General features: G+C 66.7%; 17 protein-coding genes. 6 read left to right on the forward strand and 11 right to left on the reverse strand.

Translation table 11 applies throughout. The annotated features are described in order from the left end of the window. Positions 1-30: 30 nt before the first annotated feature. A complete protein-coding gene (locus H7J06_RS17960; RefSeq protein ID WP_264040368.1) occupies positions 31-780 on the forward strand; it encodes an SDR family NAD(P)-dependent oxidoreductase in 750 nt (249 codons plus the stop codon). A 58-nt stretch (positions 781-838) separates the two neighbouring features. Here the strand turns inward: H7J06_RS17960 and H7J06_RS17965 are convergent, their stop codons facing one another. From H7J06_RS17965 to purS, 6 genes are all read right to left on the reverse strand, one after another. After that, positions 839-2,164: a 9-bladed beta-propeller domain-containing protein gene (locus H7J06_RS17965; protein WP_264040369.1), complete on the reverse strand. Its 1,326-nt coding sequence runs from the start codon at positions 2,162-2,164 to the stop codon at positions 839-841. A gap of 32 nt (positions 2,165-2,196) precedes the next feature. Continuing rightward, the gene (locus H7J06_RS17970; protein WP_264040370.1) at positions 2,197-2,934 is read right to left on the reverse strand and encodes a hypothetical protein; all 738 of its coding nucleotides are present in this window, start codon (positions 2,932-2,934) and stop codon (positions 2,197-2,199) included. Continuing rightward, positions 2,931-4,289 (reverse strand): WXG100 family type VII secretion target, encoded by a 1,359-nt coding sequence (locus tag H7J06_RS17975; RefSeq protein WP_264040371.1) that lies wholly within the window; start codon positions 4,287-4,289, stop codon positions 2,931-2,933. Before H7J06_RS17975 ends, H7J06_RS17970 begins: the two co-directional genes overlap by 4 nt. A gap of 3 nt (positions 4,290-4,292) precedes the next feature. Continuing rightward, positions 4,293-4,577, reverse strand: coding sequence for a hypothetical protein (locus H7J06_RS17980; RefSeq protein ID WP_264040372.1), 285 nt, complete (start codon positions 4,575-4,577; stop codon positions 4,293-4,295). Positions 4,578-4,652: 75 nt separating this feature from the next. Next, positions 4,653-5,327 carry a phosphoribosylformylglycinamidine synthase subunit PurQ gene (gene purQ / locus H7J06_RS17985; RefSeq protein ID WP_264040373.1) on the reverse strand — a complete coding sequence of 225 codons (675 nt, stop codon included), beginning with the start codon at positions 5,325-5,327 and terminating at the stop codon, positions 4,653-4,655. Then, positions 5,324-5,563, reverse strand: coding sequence for a phosphoribosylformylglycinamidine synthase subunit PurS (gene purS / locus H7J06_RS17990; RefSeq protein ID WP_264040374.1), 240 nt, complete (start codon positions 5,561-5,563; stop codon positions 5,324-5,326). Before purS ends, purQ begins: the two co-directional genes overlap by 4 nt. Positions 5,564-5,636: 73 nt before the next feature. Between purS and H7J06_RS17995 the strand changes: the two genes are divergently transcribed. Genes H7J06_RS17995 through H7J06_RS18005 form a run of 3 tightly spaced genes read left to right on the forward strand, consistent with a single transcriptional unit; the run spans position 5,637 to position 7,322 of the window. Next, entirely contained in the window at positions 5,637-6,287 is a 651-nt protein-coding gene (locus tag H7J06_RS17995; protein WP_264040375.1) for an MBL fold metallo-hydrolase, read from the forward strand. Next, the gene (locus H7J06_RS18000) at positions 6,288-6,905 is read left to right on the forward strand and encodes a hypothetical protein (RefSeq protein ID WP_264040376.1); all 618 of its coding nucleotides are present in this window, start codon (positions 6,288-6,290) and stop codon (positions 6,903-6,905) included. Between the two features lie 39 nt (positions 6,906-6,944). Next, a complete protein-coding gene (locus H7J06_RS18005; protein WP_264040377.1) occupies positions 6,945-7,322 on the forward strand; it encodes a hypothetical protein in 378 nt (125 codons plus the stop codon). Between the two features lie 44 nt (positions 7,323-7,366). Here H7J06_RS18005 and H7J06_RS18010 read toward each other — a convergent pair whose 3' ends face one another. The 5 genes from H7J06_RS18010 to H7J06_RS18030 form a co-directional block, all read right to left on the reverse strand. Continuing rightward, the gene (locus H7J06_RS18010) at positions 7,367-9,013 is read right to left on the reverse strand and encodes an FAD-binding dehydrogenase (protein WP_275079571.1); all 1,647 of its coding nucleotides are present in this window, start codon (positions 9,011-9,013) and stop codon (positions 7,367-7,369) included. 23 nt (positions 9,014-9,036) lie between these two features. Further along, positions 9,037-9,750 carry a DUF2334 domain-containing protein gene (locus H7J06_RS18015; RefSeq protein WP_308205804.1) on the reverse strand — a complete coding sequence of 238 codons (714 nt, stop codon included), beginning with the start codon at positions 9,748-9,750 and terminating at the stop codon, positions 9,037-9,039. A 70-nt stretch (positions 9,751-9,820) separates the two neighbouring features. Continuing rightward, positions 9,821-10,309 carry a glutathione peroxidase gene (locus H7J06_RS18020; RefSeq protein ID WP_264040380.1) on the reverse strand — a complete coding sequence of 163 codons (489 nt, stop codon included), beginning with the start codon at positions 10,307-10,309 and terminating at the stop codon, positions 9,821-9,823. Next, positions 10,306-12,435 carry a S9 family peptidase gene (locus tag H7J06_RS18025; RefSeq protein WP_264040382.1) on the reverse strand — a complete coding sequence of 710 codons (2,130 nt, stop codon included), beginning with the start codon at positions 12,433-12,435 and terminating at the stop codon, positions 10,306-10,308. The genes H7J06_RS18020 and H7J06_RS18025 overlap by 4 nt, the downstream gene beginning before the upstream one ends. Next, positions 12,432-13,322, reverse strand: coding sequence for a phosphoribosylaminoimidazolesuccinocarboxamide synthase (locus H7J06_RS18030; RefSeq protein ID WP_264040383.1), 891 nt, complete (start codon positions 13,320-13,322; stop codon positions 12,432-12,434). Before H7J06_RS18030 ends, H7J06_RS18025 begins: the two co-directional genes overlap by 4 nt. Positions 13,323-13,362: 40 nt before the next feature. On the opposite strand from H7J06_RS18030, the gene H7J06_RS18035 reads away from it, so the two are divergent. Together H7J06_RS18035 and H7J06_RS18040 are read left to right on the forward strand one after the other, a co-directional pair. Next, on the forward strand, positions 13,363-13,977 hold the full coding sequence (locus tag H7J06_RS18035; protein ID WP_264040384.1) for a hypothetical protein: 615 nt from the start codon (positions 13,363-13,365) through the stop codon (positions 13,975-13,977). 137 nt (positions 13,978-14,114) lie between these two features. Then, a complete protein-coding gene (locus tag H7J06_RS18040; protein ID WP_264040385.1) occupies positions 14,115-14,939 on the forward strand; it encodes an endonuclease domain-containing protein in 825 nt (274 codons plus the stop codon). The last annotated feature ends 2 nt before the right edge of the window (positions 14,940-14,941 follow it).

The following is a 14,941-nucleotide window of genomic DNA, read 5'->3' on the forward strand; positions in this document are numbered from 1 at the left end:
CACAACTTCACCGCCCAGGAGGCGAGCCCGATGACCAATACACTCACAGGCAAGACGGCACTGGTTACCGGTGCCACCGCGGGCATCGGTTACGCGATCGCCGTACAGCTCGCCGCGGAGGGCGCCGAGGTCGTCGTGCACGGCCGCAACGCGGAACGCGGCGAGAAGACGGTTCAGGACATCGAGAACGCCGGCGGCAGGGCACGTTTCATCGCCGCCGACGTGTCGATCGCCGATGATGTCCGGCGGCTCGCCGACGAAGCGGGTGAGGTCGACATCCTGGTCAACAACGCGGGTATCTATCGCTTCGCGCCAACGTTCGACACCACCGACGCCGACTTGGACGACCAGATCAACACCAACCTCAAGGCTCCCTACCTCTTGGTGCAGAAGCTGGTGCCCGCAATGATCGTGCGCGGCAGCGGTTCGGTGATCAACGTGACCACCGTCGCCGCCACGACGCCAGCCGCGGGCGCAGGCATCTACGGCGCCAGTAAGGCCGCGCTGGAACTGCTCACCAAGCTGTGGGCCGACGAATTCGGCGCACAGGGCGTGCGCGTCAACGCCGTCGCCCCCGGCCCGACCCAGACACCGGGCACGGAAGTCTTTGGCAGCGAACTCATCGAGGGGTTGGGCCGCACCACCGCGCTCGGGCGCCTGGCCGAGGCCGAAGAGATCGCCAACGTCGTGACCTTCGTCGTCTCCCCTGGCGCGAGCTACGTCAACGGTGCGATCCTCACCGTCGGCGGCGGCGCGCAGTCAATCAAACCCGCGGCTTAACAAGAGATTTCGGCGTGGTCTCGTTCGATGAACGGACGGGACCGCGCCGCAGTCGTGTCTAGGCGGGAGTCACCAAGGAGAACAACTCGTCGTTGACCCGCTGAATCAAGGTCGTGTTGACGCGCCACACGTCCTTCCCCTCACTGAGCGTTTCGCCGGGCAGCGACCAAAGCTGCTCGCACGTGTCGAGGTCGATCCCCCGGGCCGCGGCGCCGTCGCCGCTAATCACCGCGACGATGCCGTCGGAGGCGATGTAGTAATAACCGAGACCCTCGACGTCACACGTCTTGACATCCTTCCCAGTGCGTAAATCGTATTGCTGCCAACTCTTTTCACGCTCCCCACCCGATTCGACGAGGAGCCTCTCCCCGATCAACCGCGTGTAGGGCATTGCCGTTGACTTCGGCAGTTCGAGGAGCGTGCGACCGTCGAGGCTGACGACGATGTCGGACGACTTCCCCTGCACCAACGGGATGTCGCGCGAGCCGGTAAGCATGGTGCCCTCGAGATCCCGTTGCCCCAAGGCGCGGCCGGACGAATCGAACAATGCCACCCGATCCCAGGTGTAGTCAGACGCGGATGAGTATTCGTAACCGAAACCACCCGGGTAGACATAGGCCATCCCCAACTGATTGCCATTTGGCACAACCGGTTTCAGTACTGTGCCGTCCGCGACCGAGAACACCACGTCCGTGACAGAGGAAGCAGCGCCGCCCTGGACGGCTATCGGCTGCGGTGGCGTGTCGTGCTCCCAGTCCTTCTGCTGGGCGATGATTCCATTTCCCGGCACGAACCAGGTCAGCTCGCCCTGCGCTCCGATGCCGTGCACACCCTCGCCGTTGACGGTGGCGACGGCGTAGACACCGGCCTGTTGGACGACCGGATCATTCCTTGTCGCCGACAGTCGCAATTCGGTAGGGCCGTCGTAGAGAAGGGCGCCGTTGTCGGCGTTCACCAACCAAGCGTGCGCGGGCGTCTGGGGATCACGGTCTTGGAGGATGCACAGCACCATTGTCGGACCGTTGACGAAGCAGTCGATGCCAGAGGCATTCACGGCAAGACCCAGTTCGACTGGGGGAAAAGCGCTTCGGCCGCTGGCCACGTCGATTCCGGCCAGCCACCAGCCCGTCCCCGTGATCCCTAGGAAGTAAGCTCGATCTCCAAGGTTCCGGATCAGCTTGGGAACCGTCCCGGGTGGCAGACCAAGCTTTGGTGACGACGTCCTCCAGCCGGGCACCGGCTCCTTCCGCATCGAGGAGGTGAGCAACTCCTGCTGCGGAAGGCCAAGTGACGGGGGCACTTGCGGTTGAGCTGTTCGTGCCGGCTCTCTAGTGGTGATGGCAGCGACGACCGCCACGACGACGATGGCCGCGGACGCAGCCACGATCCCCCACTTACGACTTCGGTTCAGTGGCACTAAGAGTCGATCTCGAACTCGGCGAGCCGCGCGACCGCCCGGCCGTCGGCTAGCTCGTCGCGCTTGTCGGGGTTGATCCAGTAGTAGCGGAACAAGCGACGAATGGCGTCGCCACCGGGAGCGTACGAATCGACCACTAGCGAGCGAATTGCCTCATCGCGAAACTTGACGAAGATCATTGCCCTGAACGGCGCCGGCCTTCCAGGTCGCCGGTCGGTTACCGCCACGACATCGTCCCAGCTCCCGTTCATCGACGACGATCCCTGGCTCATGTCGAAGCCGTCGGTGTCCAGCTTTATGAAGCTCACACCGCCGCGCTTGAACGTCCGCCACACGTCTACAACCCCCCAGATCGCGCCGGCGATCGCGACGATGATGACGTATTGGCCATTTCCCGGAGGAAGGGGGATGTCAATCTTGCCCAGCGGTGCACATATTGCGAACGTCGCCAACGCCAGGTACGCCCCGACCGTTCCCCACTTCACCAGGCCACCCACGATGCGGTCGGGTCGAATCGTCGTCCCGTGTTCGCTGGCGCTCGCGACAGGTCTCACCTTTCGGCGCATGACCAACAGCAAAGACGCCGTGAGGCAGAGAAACGCGAAGGCGAACCCCGTCACCACGACAACGGTGAGATATTCACCGTGGGCGAACGAGACGACGGCCCACCAAATGGCCGCAATCGCAAGCCCGTCCAACACGATGAAGAAAAAGGCGACCACCAAGAAGTTCTTCACGGGGGACACACTAGGTTTCCGACGATTCCCCCGAGGTACCCGAAGCCAAAACCACCGGTGGTGCTTAGAGCTGCTGCCCACACGGGAGCCAATTCCGGGGCCATCACCGTGAGCGCGGCATCGAAACCAATGCCGCCGACCACCCCGACACCCCCTGACCATGCGTTGACGCAGACATCGTGAGCTGTTTCCGCCGTCGCCACGTTGTAGAGCGCGGTCGCCACGCCGAGAGCCGGGCCTCCGAACTTGGCTCCTGCACCGATGTTCTCAAGCGCCTCAGCACTCAGTCCCGGAATTCCTCGCTCGGCTTGCTTCTCCAAACCGGTAAGAGCTCCCCCGGCCACGGTCGGAATCGGGTCGGCGAAGAACTCGTCCGGCAGGATTCCGTGCCTGACGCCACCCTTGCCGTCCGGTGTGGTGACCCCACCCGTGCACTTGCCGTCAGGCGTCCTCGTCATCACCACCGAAGTACCGTCGGTCCACCAAATGTTCGTGGTCTGTGTGCCGTCTTCACTTTCGGTGGTTAACGAGTCGGATACGTAATTGCCGGCCTTGTCATATTGTTCGACCTGGATGCTGCCTTCCGGCAATACATGCTCGCTTGGCGGCCAGCCACCCTCGGTCGTGATGACCTGCTTGCTGCCGTCCATCATGAACACCGTCTTGATGTGATTCCCGGTTCGTTCGTCCGTCGTCTCGGTAGTCTCGCGGACGCTGGTCGACAAATCCTGTTCGCGCACCATTTCCTGGAGCTGGCGACCCGCATCGGTACTCGGATCCGGTACCTCGTTGCCGGGAACTGGAGGAACCGGGCCGGGGGGACCCATTGCGTGCACCTGAAAGTCCCCGCCGGGACCTGCGCGCGCCACGAGCAGATTCCGGGTGGTCTCGTCGTCGGCGTCACCTACCGCCTGCACCAGCGGGTTGATCTCAGCTTGCGCCGTGACGGCCTGCTTTTGCAGAGCCGCCGCGTGCTCGGCCGTCATCGCCGCGGGCTTGACCAGGACGACCCACTGATCGTTGACGCTCAACTCGGTGCGGTCGATCACGTCGGCCTCGCGCAACAGGTCGGTCCGGGCCCTTCCGATATGCGCGGCACCGTCGCTCAAGGCCTTCGACACCGCATCCGCGTAGTCGAGGAACTTCGACGTTCTCGTAACCGCCCGCCCGAACATCTCATTGGCGGCTTCATGCGCACTACCAGACCATCCTCGGGTCTGCGGCAGCCGGTTGATTCCATCGTCAAGATGACGGACATCGTCGAATATCGCCTTACCGGCATCACCGATCGTCTTCGCGCCGGTCGACAGGGATTCAGGGTTCCAACTGGTCAGTCGCGGACGAGAAGGAAGCACGCGTCAGAACAATCCCTTGAAACTCTCCGCGAGCGAGTCGTCCTCGACTGCATAACGGTCTCCGGCGCCCCGTACCGCGACACCCATGGCGGAGACGTCCTTGACGATGTCATGCGCGGCCAGACCGAGATGCTCCCCGACCTCACGCGTTGCCCACTGCGTCGCCGAGCCAGGCAGACCGTCGGCCGCAGAGCTTGCCTTGCCATGGAGATCGCTGCCGCTCATCGCGACGGTCGCGGCGTCGACCTGCTCGGCGAAGCCGCGCAACAGATCTGGATTGACCAGCATCAACTACCCCCGCATCAACCGAGAATGACGATCTTTCGACGCTAACATCCGGCTTGGGTAGTTCCGATCGGCAAATTACGCCGCGAGCACCGCATCCAGTGCGGAGTAGAACAGCCCCAGCCCGTCGTCGGACGGGCCGGTCAGCGCCTCGGTGGCGTGCTCGGGGTGCGGCATGAGACCCACGACCCGGCCGTTGGCCGAGCTGATGCCGGCGATGTTGCGCAGTGACCCGTTGAGGTTCTCCCGGTAGCGGAAGACGACGCGATCCTCGCCCTCCAACTCGTCGAGCACGTCCTCCGACGCCACGAAGCGGCCCTCGCCGGACTTCAGCGGCACCAACAGGTCGGCGCCTTTCTCGTAGCGGGTGGTCCACGCCGACGAGCTCGACGCCACCTCCAGCCACACGTCACGACACACGAAGTGCAGGCCGGCGTTGCGGGTCAGCGCACCCGGGAGCAGTCCCGCTTCGCACAGCACCTGAAAGCCGTTGCAGATGCCCAGGACCGGCATGCCCCGACCGGCCGCCTCGACGACCGCACCCATCACGGGCGCGAACTTGGCGATGGCGCCGCAGCGCAGGTAGTCACCGTAGGAAAAGCCGCCGGGCACCACGACCGCGTCCACGCCCTTGAGATCGGCGTCGGCGTGCCACAGGTTGACCGACTCCGCACCGGCCAGCCGGACGGCGCGGGCCGCGTCGACGTCGTCGAGCGTTCCCGGGAACGTGACGACTCCCACCCTGGCGGTCATCCTTCTTCCCGGGTGACGGTCCAGTCCTCGATCACGGTGTTGGCGAGCAGCGACTCGGCGATCTCGTCGAGCGTCTCGTCACTGACGCTGTCGTCGACCTCCAACTCGAATCGCTTGCCCTGGCGGACATCTGAGACGCCTGACACGCCGAGGCGGCCTAGTGCGCCGACGATCGCCTGCCCCTGGGGGTCGAGGATCACCGTTTTGGGCATCACGTGCACTACGACGCGGGCCACGCGCGGCTCCTGTTCTGAGAAGTTGATTGCTCGGCGCTCACTCTACCGGGACGTGCCGGGCCACAATGGAGCCATGCAACTGACTCACTTCGGCCACTCCTGCCTGCTCGCGAGCTTTCGGGAGGGCGACTCCGAAACGACCGTGCTGTTCGACCCGGGCAACTTCTCCCACGGCTTCGAGGGCGTCACCGGGCTGTCGGCCATCCTCGTCACCCACCAGCACCCCGACCACGTCGATGTGGAGCGTCTACCTGCACTGATCGACGCCAACCCGCAGGCCGCGCTGTACGCCGACCCCATGACCGCGGCCCAGCTCGGCGGCGCCTGGCAGGCCGTCAACGTCGGCGACGCCTTCACCGTCGGTCACCTCGCGGTCCGCGGGGTGGGTGGCACCCACGCGGTGATCCACCCCGAGATCCCGGTGATCGACAACGTCTCCTACCTGGTTGGTGACGAGGGCCATCCCGCCCGGCTGATGCACCCCGGTGACGCGCTGTACGCGCCCGGCGAGCCGGTCGAGGTGCTGGCCACCCCCGCCGCGGCACCGTGGATGAAGATCTCCGAGGCGGTGGACTACCTGCGGGCGGTGGCACCGACGCGCGCCGTGCCGATCCACCAGGGCGTCGTCGCCAAGGAGGCCCGCGGCGTCTACTACGGCCGTCTGTCGGAGATGACCGACACCGACTTCCAGGTCCTGGAAGAGGAGAACGGCACGGAGATCTAGGTGGGGCGAGCAGAACGGCTGACCTTCACCGGCCACATCGCCGGGATCGGCACGGGGGCGGGCGTCCGGATGGTCGTCGGGTCATGGCTGGAGTCCCCCTTCGGTCGCTTCGCCGACGTCATGGTGGAGACCGCCGACGGGCATCGCGTCCTGCTGGCGCCATCCGAGGAGGTCGCCCAGTTCGTTTCCGCCACCTATGAATTCGACTCGATCGAGATCGGTCCGGTCCACGTGGAGCACACCACGGACGGCTTCTCGGTCGTCGCGCCAGGGCTCGTGGTCGACGGTCGGCTGGGCGGTCCCGCGCGCTTCGACGGGTTGCTGCGCATGGTGCCGGGCCGGCTCGCAACGGCACCTCTGTGGCTGCGGACCGTCGATCCCGTTGCGGCACGGCTGATTCCGGGGGTGCGTACCGCCGGAAGTGCAGGCAACGGTCGCCGCGAGTTCTACGGGGTGCGCCGGAGCAGACTGATTTCGGCCGTCGAGGGCGCCTTCCGCGACATGGACCTCGACGGGCTGGCACCCCTGGACCCGCCCGTCCGCTTCGGTTTCTCCTCGGCGCCGAGCACCCCGCAGATGGTCTCGGTCACCACGACGATCGACCTGCCCAGCACCTGAGCGGTCGCTGTGATCGGCCGTAGCGACCAATAATCCGGCATGCCGTCCCGATCACCTCGCGCCACCTCCGCCCGGCGCGAGGCCAGCCCGCTGCAGGCGGTGCATCCCGGTTACTATTCGCTGCACGGCGGCACCGCCTCGACCGCCCGCGTCCCGAACACCGCTTCATACAGCGGTACGCGGCCCACCTACCCCGCCGACGTCGCACAATCGCGCCTGTTCACGGAGCTGTTGCTCGACGAACTCGACGAACTGGAGGATCTCGTCGCCGCGGCCGAGCGGCGCAGCAGGCGCCGACGCGAGGACAGTCCGGACGATCCGGTAGCCATGTCGAACACCGTCGTGCAGCTTCGGGAGCGGATCGACGAGGTACGGCGACTGCTCGACGCTCTGCAGGGACGCTTCCCTCAGGACTGAGTGCGGGGCGGGCGGGCCGACTTTCGCTCAGCCAGATTTCAACGTCAGCCGACGTCGCGGACTGCCGCGCGACCCGCCGCGCGGCCGGAGAAGACGCAGCCGCCGAGGAAGGTGCCCTCCAGCGATCGGTAGCCGTGCACTCCGCCGCCGCCGAAGCCGGCGGCTTCCCCCGCGGCGTACAGACCGTCGAATGCCGTGCCGTCGGCCTTGAGCACTCGAGAGTCCAGGTCGGTCTCCAGTCCTCCCAACGACTTTCGCGTCAGGATGTGCAGCTTGACCGCGATCATGGGGCCGGCCTTCGGATCGGTGATCCGGTGGGGCGCCACGACGCGGCTCACGCGGTCGGGCAGGTAGTTGCGGGCGCCGCGGATGGCGGTCACCTGGCTGTCCTTCGTGTACCGGTTGGCCACTTCGCGATCGCGAGCAGTCACCTCCGCCTCGACGACGTCGTACTCGAGGCGTTCGACGTCGGGGACGTCGTTCATCATCGCGACGAGGTCCCGCAGCGTCGTCGCGGAGACGAAGTCGACGCCGCGGTCGACGAACCGTTGCACGGGGGCGGGCGCACCGGGCCTGATTCGGGCGAGCACCTGCCGAATGCTGCGCCCGGTCAGATCGGGGTTCTGTTCTTGGCCCGACAGCCCGAACTCCTTCTCGATGATGCGCGCGTTGAGCACGAACCACGTGTAGTCGTGCCCGGTCTTCGCGATGTACTCGAGCGTGCCGAGGGTGTCGAATCCCGGGTACAGCGGCGCCGGCAATCGTCGGCCCGTCGCGTCGAGCCAGATCGACGACGGCCCCGGGAGGATGCGAATGCCGTGCCGGGCCCACACCGGGTCGTAGTTGGTGACGCCCTCGGTGTAGTGCCACATCCGGTCACGGTTGATCAGATGGCCACCGGCGGACTCGGTGATGCCCAGCATCCTGCCGTCGACGTGCGCGGGGACGCCGCTGAGGAGTTGACTGGGGACGCGGCCCATCCGGGCTGGCCAATTCTCGCGGACCAGGTCGTGATTGCCGCCAATCCCCCCGCTGGCGACGATGACGGCCGGTGCCCGGAATTCGAACTCGCCGACGACGTTTCGTGACGAGGCGACACCGCGGGCCGCGGTCGACGGTTCCAGCACCGCCCCGCGCACCCCGGTGACGGCGCCGGCGTCGACGATCAGGTCGTCGACGCGATGACGGTAGGCGAAGCGCACCTTGGCACCCGCCGCGAGCAACCGGCGGGCGAAGACCTCGACGATCGCCGGACCGGTGCCCCACGCGATGTGGAAGCGAGGCACCGAGTTGCCGTGTCCGCGAGCGTCATAGCCACCGCGCTCGGCCCAGCCGACGAGTGCGAAGGTCTTCAGGCCGCGCTCGCGCAACCAGCTGTGCTTCTCCCCCGCCGCGAAGTCCACGTAGGCGTGTGCCCACTGCCGCGGCCAGTGGTCTTCGGGTCGGTCGAATCCGGCGGTCCCCAGCCAGTCCTGCAACGCCAACTCGTGACTGTCGCGGATGCCCAGTCGCCGTTGTTCGGGGCTGTTCACGTAGAAGAGCCCGCCGAAGGACCAGAAGGCCTGCCCGCCCAGGTTGGCGGCGTTCTCCTGGTCGACGATCAGGACCGAGCGGCCCTTGTCCAGCACCTCGCAGGCGGCGACCAGACCGGCGAGCCCGGCTCCGACCACGATGACGTCAACATCGGCCATGAGTCCACGTTAGCCGCAGATGCTCAGGCGGCGTCCGGAACGTCCGTCAACGCCGGCTTTGGCGCCCAGCGGTAGACCGCGGGGGTGCAGCGGTGCAGCAGCGCGAGGTCGACGGCGTCCAACATCGCCTGACGTGAACCCGGTCGGCGCAGCTGCCCGGCGGCGACGGCCAGGCGCACGGTGCCCTCGCGGCGCGCGGTGCGTTCGGCCGAGAGCACCAGCGTGCGGCACCACCACGTCTCGGTGAGGAAGCCCTCGCCGATGCCGACGACCCTGGTTCTCGTCGTCGTCCCCCGCACCAGATCGGTGATCCCGCCCAGCTCGGCGACCAGCCGGAAACCATTGCGCGGCAGTGCGGTCAGCGTGCCCGGCGAGACCGTCCACCCCGGTGCGGCGAACAATCTGGTCCGGAGTCCGAGGTGCTCGAGCACGCGGTCGGCGCCCGTCAACCGCAGATTTGCTTCGTGGGCCTGCAGGGTCGCGAACTCGCCGCGGCGCTTCTTGGTGGCGGCCTCGTCGTAGCCGTGCAGGACGAGCGCGTCGCCCTCGGCCCGGCGCCGGGTCAGCCACTCGACGGTGTGCGCATCCCGGTCGAGCCGATAGCCGCTCTTCTGACGTGGTGCCACCAGGAGGGAGGCGGGCACGTTGCGCGCGGTGAGTTCGCCGCGGAAGGCGTCGGCGTCTGCCAACGTACGGTCGGTAATCCCGGAGATCGAGACGATCAGTTCCCCAGCCACGTCTGGCAGTATCGCAACGTCAGGTGTGCAGAAGGTGTCGTGCACGTGCGTGGGAGTTGACGTCTTGGGGCTACCGCGGCAGCAGGGCCTCGATGGCGCTGACCACTTCGGGGGCGTCGGGTTCGGTCCGCGGCCGGAACCGGTTGACCACCTCGCCGCCGGGTGCCAGCAGGAACTTCTCGAAGTTCCACTGCACGTCCCCGGCTTCACCGTCGGCGTCGGAGGCCTTGGTCAACTCTGCGTAGAGCGGGTGGCGGTCGGCGCCGTTGACGTCGACCTTCGCCAGCAGTGGGAACGTCACGCCGTAGGTGGTGGAGCAGAAGTTCTGGATCTCCTCCGCGGTGCCCGGTTCCTGGCCCATGAACTGGTTGCACGGCACCCCGAGCACGGTCAGCCCGCGATCGCCGTAGTCCTCGGCCAGCCGTTCCAACGCGGTGTATTGCGGCGTCAGACCGCACTTGGAGGCCACGTTCACGACGAGCACCGGACCGTCGGCGAACTCGGCCAGTGACGTCGGCGTGCCGTCGAGGGTGGTCAGTGAAATGTCGGCGAGGCTCATGGCCGTGACGCTACCGCCTCGGCGCCATAGCGGTCCCGGTCGGCGGTCGCCAGCACCCAGGCGTACATGAACGCCGCTTCCTTCCAGCGTTCGTAGCGTCCGCTGATGCCGCCGTGACCGGCGCTCATCTCGGTCTTCAACAGCACCGGATGCGCGTCGGTCTTGCTGTGGCGCAGCGCCGCAACCCATTTCGCCGGCTCGACGTAGTACACCCTGGTGTCGTTGAGCGACGTCATGGCGAGAATTGCCGGATAGTCCTTCGCCTCCACGTTCTCGTACGGCGAGTAGGACTTCATGTAGCGGTAGACCTCCTCGCTGGCCAGCGGGTTGCCCCATTCGTCCCACTCGGTCACCGTCAGCGGCAGTGACGGGTCGAGGATCGTGGTGAGCGCGTCGACGAACGGCACCTGCGCGAGGATGCCCGCGAACAGCTCCGGCGCCATGTTCGCCACCGCACCCATCAGCAGGCCGCCGGCGCTGCCGCCCATTGCCACGAGATTCTCGGGCCGGGTGACGTCGGTGCCCACCAAATGTGCTCCCGCGGCTACGAAGTCGACGAAGGTGTTCTTCTTCTCGAGCATCTTGCCGTGCTCGTACCACGGCCGGCCCATCTCGCCGCCACCCCGGACGTGGGCGATCGCGAACACCACGCCCCGGTCGAGCAAGGACAGGCGTGCGATGGAGAACCGCGGGTCCTCGCAGGACTCGTAGGCGCCGTAGCCGTAGAGCAGCGTCGGGGCCGGAAACGTCAGGCCAACACGGTGAATGACCGACAGCGGAATCCGCGTCCCGTCGGGCGCGAGCGCCCAGTCCCGCCGTTCGACGTACTCCTCGGGCCGATAGTCGCCGAGGACCGTCTGTTCGCGCAGCAGAGTCCGTTCACCGGTCGCCAGGTCGACGTCGTATACGCGCACCGGAACGATGAACGAGGTGGTCCCCACCCGGAGCACCGGCGCCGACCAGTTCGGATTGCCCGACAGGCCCGACGACGTCAGCTCCGTCTCGAAGGTGATCTCCTCGGGCGCTCCGTACGTGCCGTCTTCGGCGATGCGCCACAACTGAATACGCGGTAGCGCGTCACTTCGGTAGCTGACGACCAGGTGCCGGTCGAACGCGTCGACGGCGTCGAGGCGGACGTCGGCGCGGTGTGCGACGAGCGTGCGAAACGCCGACGGATCGTCGACCGGTGCCTCCACCAACATGAAGTTCTCGGCACCGTCGTTGTGCAGGATCAGGAAGCGGTCCTCGCCACCGACGACGGCGTGCTCGACCGAGTACTCGACGCCGTCACGGCGCGGCAGGATCGAGACGAATTCGGCTTCCCCGTCGGCGGCGTCGCCGTAGAACACCTCGGAGGTCACGGAGCTGCCTGCGGCGATGAACACGTACTTGTCGCTGCGACTGCGACCCACCGCGACCCAGAACCGCTCGTCGGGCTCGTGGAAGACCTTGGTGGCCGGCAGACCGGCGCCGAGGCGGTGACGCCACACGGTGTCCGGGCGCCACGCGTCGTCGACGGTCGAGTAGTAGACGGTGTGGTTGTCCGCCGCCCACGTCGCTCCCGCGCCGATCCCCTCGATCACGTCGTCGTACAGCTCGCCGGTGCGTAGGTCCTTGAAGCGCAGGGTGTATCGCTCGTCACCCACGACGTCGACCGAGAAGGCAAGCGTGTGACCGTCGACGCTGATCGACGCCGCCCCGAGCGAGAAGAAGTCGTGGCCTTCGGCTTCGACGTTCTCGTCGAGGAGCACCTGCTCCCCTGGGACGGGCTCGTTCTCGTCGAGCTGCGGTGGTGTCCAGTCCGTGAGATCGGCGACTGGGCAACGACAATGGATGCCGTACTGCTTGCCCTCGACGCTGCGCCCGTAGTACCACCACTCGCCGCGGCGGGTGGGCACCGACAGGTCGGTCTCCTTGGTCCGGGCCTTGATCTCGTCGAAGATCTTCTGCCGCAACGGCTCCAAGTACTCGGACTGCTCGTCGGCGTAGGCGTTCTCGGCCTCCAGGTAGGCGATCACCTCGGGGTCGGACTTGTCCCGCAGCCACTCGTAGTGGTCGACGAAGACGTCGCCGTGATGCTCGCGGCGGTGCTCGACGCGCTTGGCAATCGGCGGGGTGCCGGTCATTTGGCTCCGATCCAGTCTGCGAACTTCAACCCGGAAATACGTTCGTACGCTTCGATGTAACGCCCTCTGGTGGCATCGACGATGTCGGGCGGCAGCGCCGGAGGTGGCACGTCGCCGCTGCGGTCCCAACCCGAGTCGGGGCCGGTCAGCCAGTTGCGGACGAACTGCTTGTCGAAGCTGGCCTGCACGACGCCCTCCTGGTAGGCGTCGGCTCGCCAGTAGCGTGACGAGTCGGGGGTGAACACCTCGTCCGCCAGCACCATCTGGCCGTTCTCGTCGACTCCGAACTCGAACTTGGTGTCGGCGATGATGATGCCCTTGCCCAGGGCGTGGTCGGCAGCAGTGCGGTAGACGTCCAGCGTCAGGTCGCGCAATTGGGCGGCCCGATCGGCGCCGACCGTCTCGACGATCGCCTCGAAGCTGACGTTCTCGTCGTGGCTGCCCAGCTCGGCCTTGGTGGCGGGGGTGAACAGCGGCTCGGCGAACTTGCTCGCCTCGGTCAGACCTGCGGGGAGCTCGATGCCACACACCCGGCCGGTGGCGCGGTAGTCGACGATGCCGGACCCGGTGAGGTAGCCACGGGCGACGCACTCGACCGGCATCATGTCCAACTGCTTCACCACCAGCGCGCGGCCGAGGACCTCGGCCGGAATCCGCTCGTCGTCGGGCGGTCCCGCCAGGTGATTGGGCGTATCCAGCAGGTCGAAGAAGAACACGCTCATCGCCGTGAGGATGCGGCCCTTGTCGGGGATCTCGCTGTCGAGGATGAAGTCGTAGGCGGAGATGCGGTCGCTGGCGACGAACAGCAGGTGGTCGGCGTCGACGCGATACAACTCGCGAACCTTGCCGCTGGCCAGATGTTGGTAGTCGGTCAGAGCTGGGCGCATCGGCCAAGACTATCGGGCCATCTGTGCTGGGATCACATCCATGAGCTCTCGCTACGTGCCGTACGCCACCACCCCCGGCCGGCTGCTCGCCCAGTTGACCAGCGACGCCGTCGTCGTCGTGTGGACCATCGTGTGGGTGCTCGTCGGACTGGCGGTGCACTCCGCGGTGAGTTCGATCGCCGCGGTGGGCCGCCAGCTCAACGACGGCGCCACCGGGGTCTCGGACAATCTGAACTCCGCGGGCGACAGCACCGACGACGTCCCCCTGATCGGCGAAGCGCTGAGCAAGCCGCTACGCGCCGCCAGCCGAGCGGCACTGGACATCGCCGGCGCGGGCCACAGCCTCGACAGCACCGCGACGTGGCTGGCAGTGGTGTTGGGTCTGGCGGTCGCCGCACCTCCGATCCTGTTCGTCGGGCTGCCGTGGCTGGTGTTGCGCATCCGGTTCTTCCGACGCAAGTGGACGGCGCTCACGCTGGCGGCGACCCCCGCGGGTGAGCAGTTGCTGGCGCTGCGCGCATTGGCCAATCGCCCGCTGGCCAAGCTGGCGGCGGTCAGCATCGACCCCGTCGGCGCCTGGCGTCGTGACGACGCGATTGCCATTCGCGGGTTGGCGAACCTCGAGCTGCGGTCCTCGGGCATCCGCCGCAAGTAACTTCCCCCCGCGATTTGTGTGCGATTTGTTGCGCTGACCGCTCTCAAAAGCACGCAAGTCGCAAGTGGAACCCGGCGCTAGCCGCCGCCGTCCAAGATGGCGTGATAGATGACCTCCTCCGTCGGCACGATGGCGTCGTGACGCTCGCCCAAGCCAGCGCCGCCGGACTGAGCCGCCATGCAGTCAATCGCCGAGTGCGGTCCGGTCGATGGCGTAGGTGCTCACCCGGGGTCTTCTTCGTGGACGACCGGGCGTTCAGTGACGCAGCACGTGTTCGGGCCGCAGTCTGGGGGCACGGCGCCGACGCAGCCGCAAGTGGGCTTGCGGCGGCGTGGTGGCATTGCGTCACGCAGTTTGCACCCGACGTGGTGGAAGTGACTGTGCCCAGAGCTGCACATCGTGTCGATCGTGACGGCGTTCGTATACGCCGGCGCGACCTCGCGCAGATGGACGTCGTCGAGCGCGATGGTCTACGCGTGACCGCTTTGCCTCTGACCGTCGTGGAGGCCGCAACCCGCCGCGGCGGCGGAGCGAAACTGCTCGATCGAGCACTCCAACGACATACACAGCTGCCCGCACTGTGGTCGGCTCACCTTCGCAACAAGGGCAGGCATGGTTCGCCAGCCGCACGTCGACTCCTGCAGGCAGCAGATGACGGCGCCCGGTCGGAGGCTGAGCGCGTGCTCGTGCGACTTCTCCGGACCTCGGGGATCACCGGATGGAGAGTCAACCGTCAGGTAGCTGGTTATGAGGTCGACGTCCTCTTTAGGGACGCGAGGGTGGTCATCGAAATCGACGGCTTTGCCTTTCACAGCGACGCCGAGACGTTTCAACGCGACCGGAGCAGGCAGAACGCCATCGCCCTGGCGGGCTACCAGATACTGAGGTTCACTTGGTTGGACCTCGTCGAGTATCCAGAGCGAGTGATCGCGGAGATCCGCCGTGCGATTTGCGGTGGTTGAGG

Source organism: Mycolicibacterium hodleri (genome assembly GCF_025822245.1).
GTDB classification, from domain to species: Bacteria; Actinomycetota; Actinomycetes; order Mycobacteriales; family Mycobacteriaceae; genus Mycobacterium; species Mycobacterium hodleri.

Excerpts from the sequence above, each read along its gene's own strand:
- H7J06_RS18010 (WP_275079571.1), bottom strand. The coding sequence starts at position 9,013 with ATGGCCGATGTTGACGTCATCGTGGTCGGAGCCGGGCTCGCCGGTCTG.
- H7J06_RS17980 (WP_264040372.1), bottom strand. The coding sequence starts at position 4,577 with ATGCTGGTCAATCCAGATCTGTTGCGCGGCTTCGCCGAGCAGGTCGAC.
- H7J06_RS17960 (WP_264040368.1), top strand. The coding sequence starts at position 31 with ATGACCAATACACTCACAGGCAAGACGGCACTGGTTACCGGTGCCACC.
- H7J06_RS18025 (WP_264040382.1), bottom strand. The coding sequence starts at position 12,435 with ATGACCGGCACCCCGCCGATTGCCAAGCGCGTCGAGCACCGCCGCGAG.
- H7J06_RS18030 (WP_264040383.1), bottom strand. The coding sequence starts at position 13,322 with ATGCGCCCAGCTCTGACCGACTACCAACATCTGGCCAGCGGCAAGGTT.
- H7J06_RS17995 (WP_264040375.1), top strand. The coding sequence starts at position 5,637 with ATGCAACTGACTCACTTCGGCCACTCCTGCCTGCTCGCGAGCTTTCGG.
- purQ (WP_264040373.1), bottom strand. The coding sequence starts at position 5,327 with ATGACCGCCAGGGTGGGAGTCGTCACGTTCCCGGGAACGCTCGACGAC.
- H7J06_RS18005 (WP_264040377.1), top strand. The coding sequence starts at position 6,945 with ATGCCGTCCCGATCACCTCGCGCCACCTCCGCCCGGCGCGAGGCCAGC.
- H7J06_RS18035 (WP_264040384.1), top strand. The coding sequence starts at position 13,363 with ATGAGCTCTCGCTACGTGCCGTACGCCACCACCCCCGGCCGGCTGCTC.
- H7J06_RS18020 (WP_264040380.1), bottom strand. The coding sequence starts at position 10,309 with ATGAGCCTCGCCGACATTTCACTGACCACCCTCGACGGCACGCCGACG.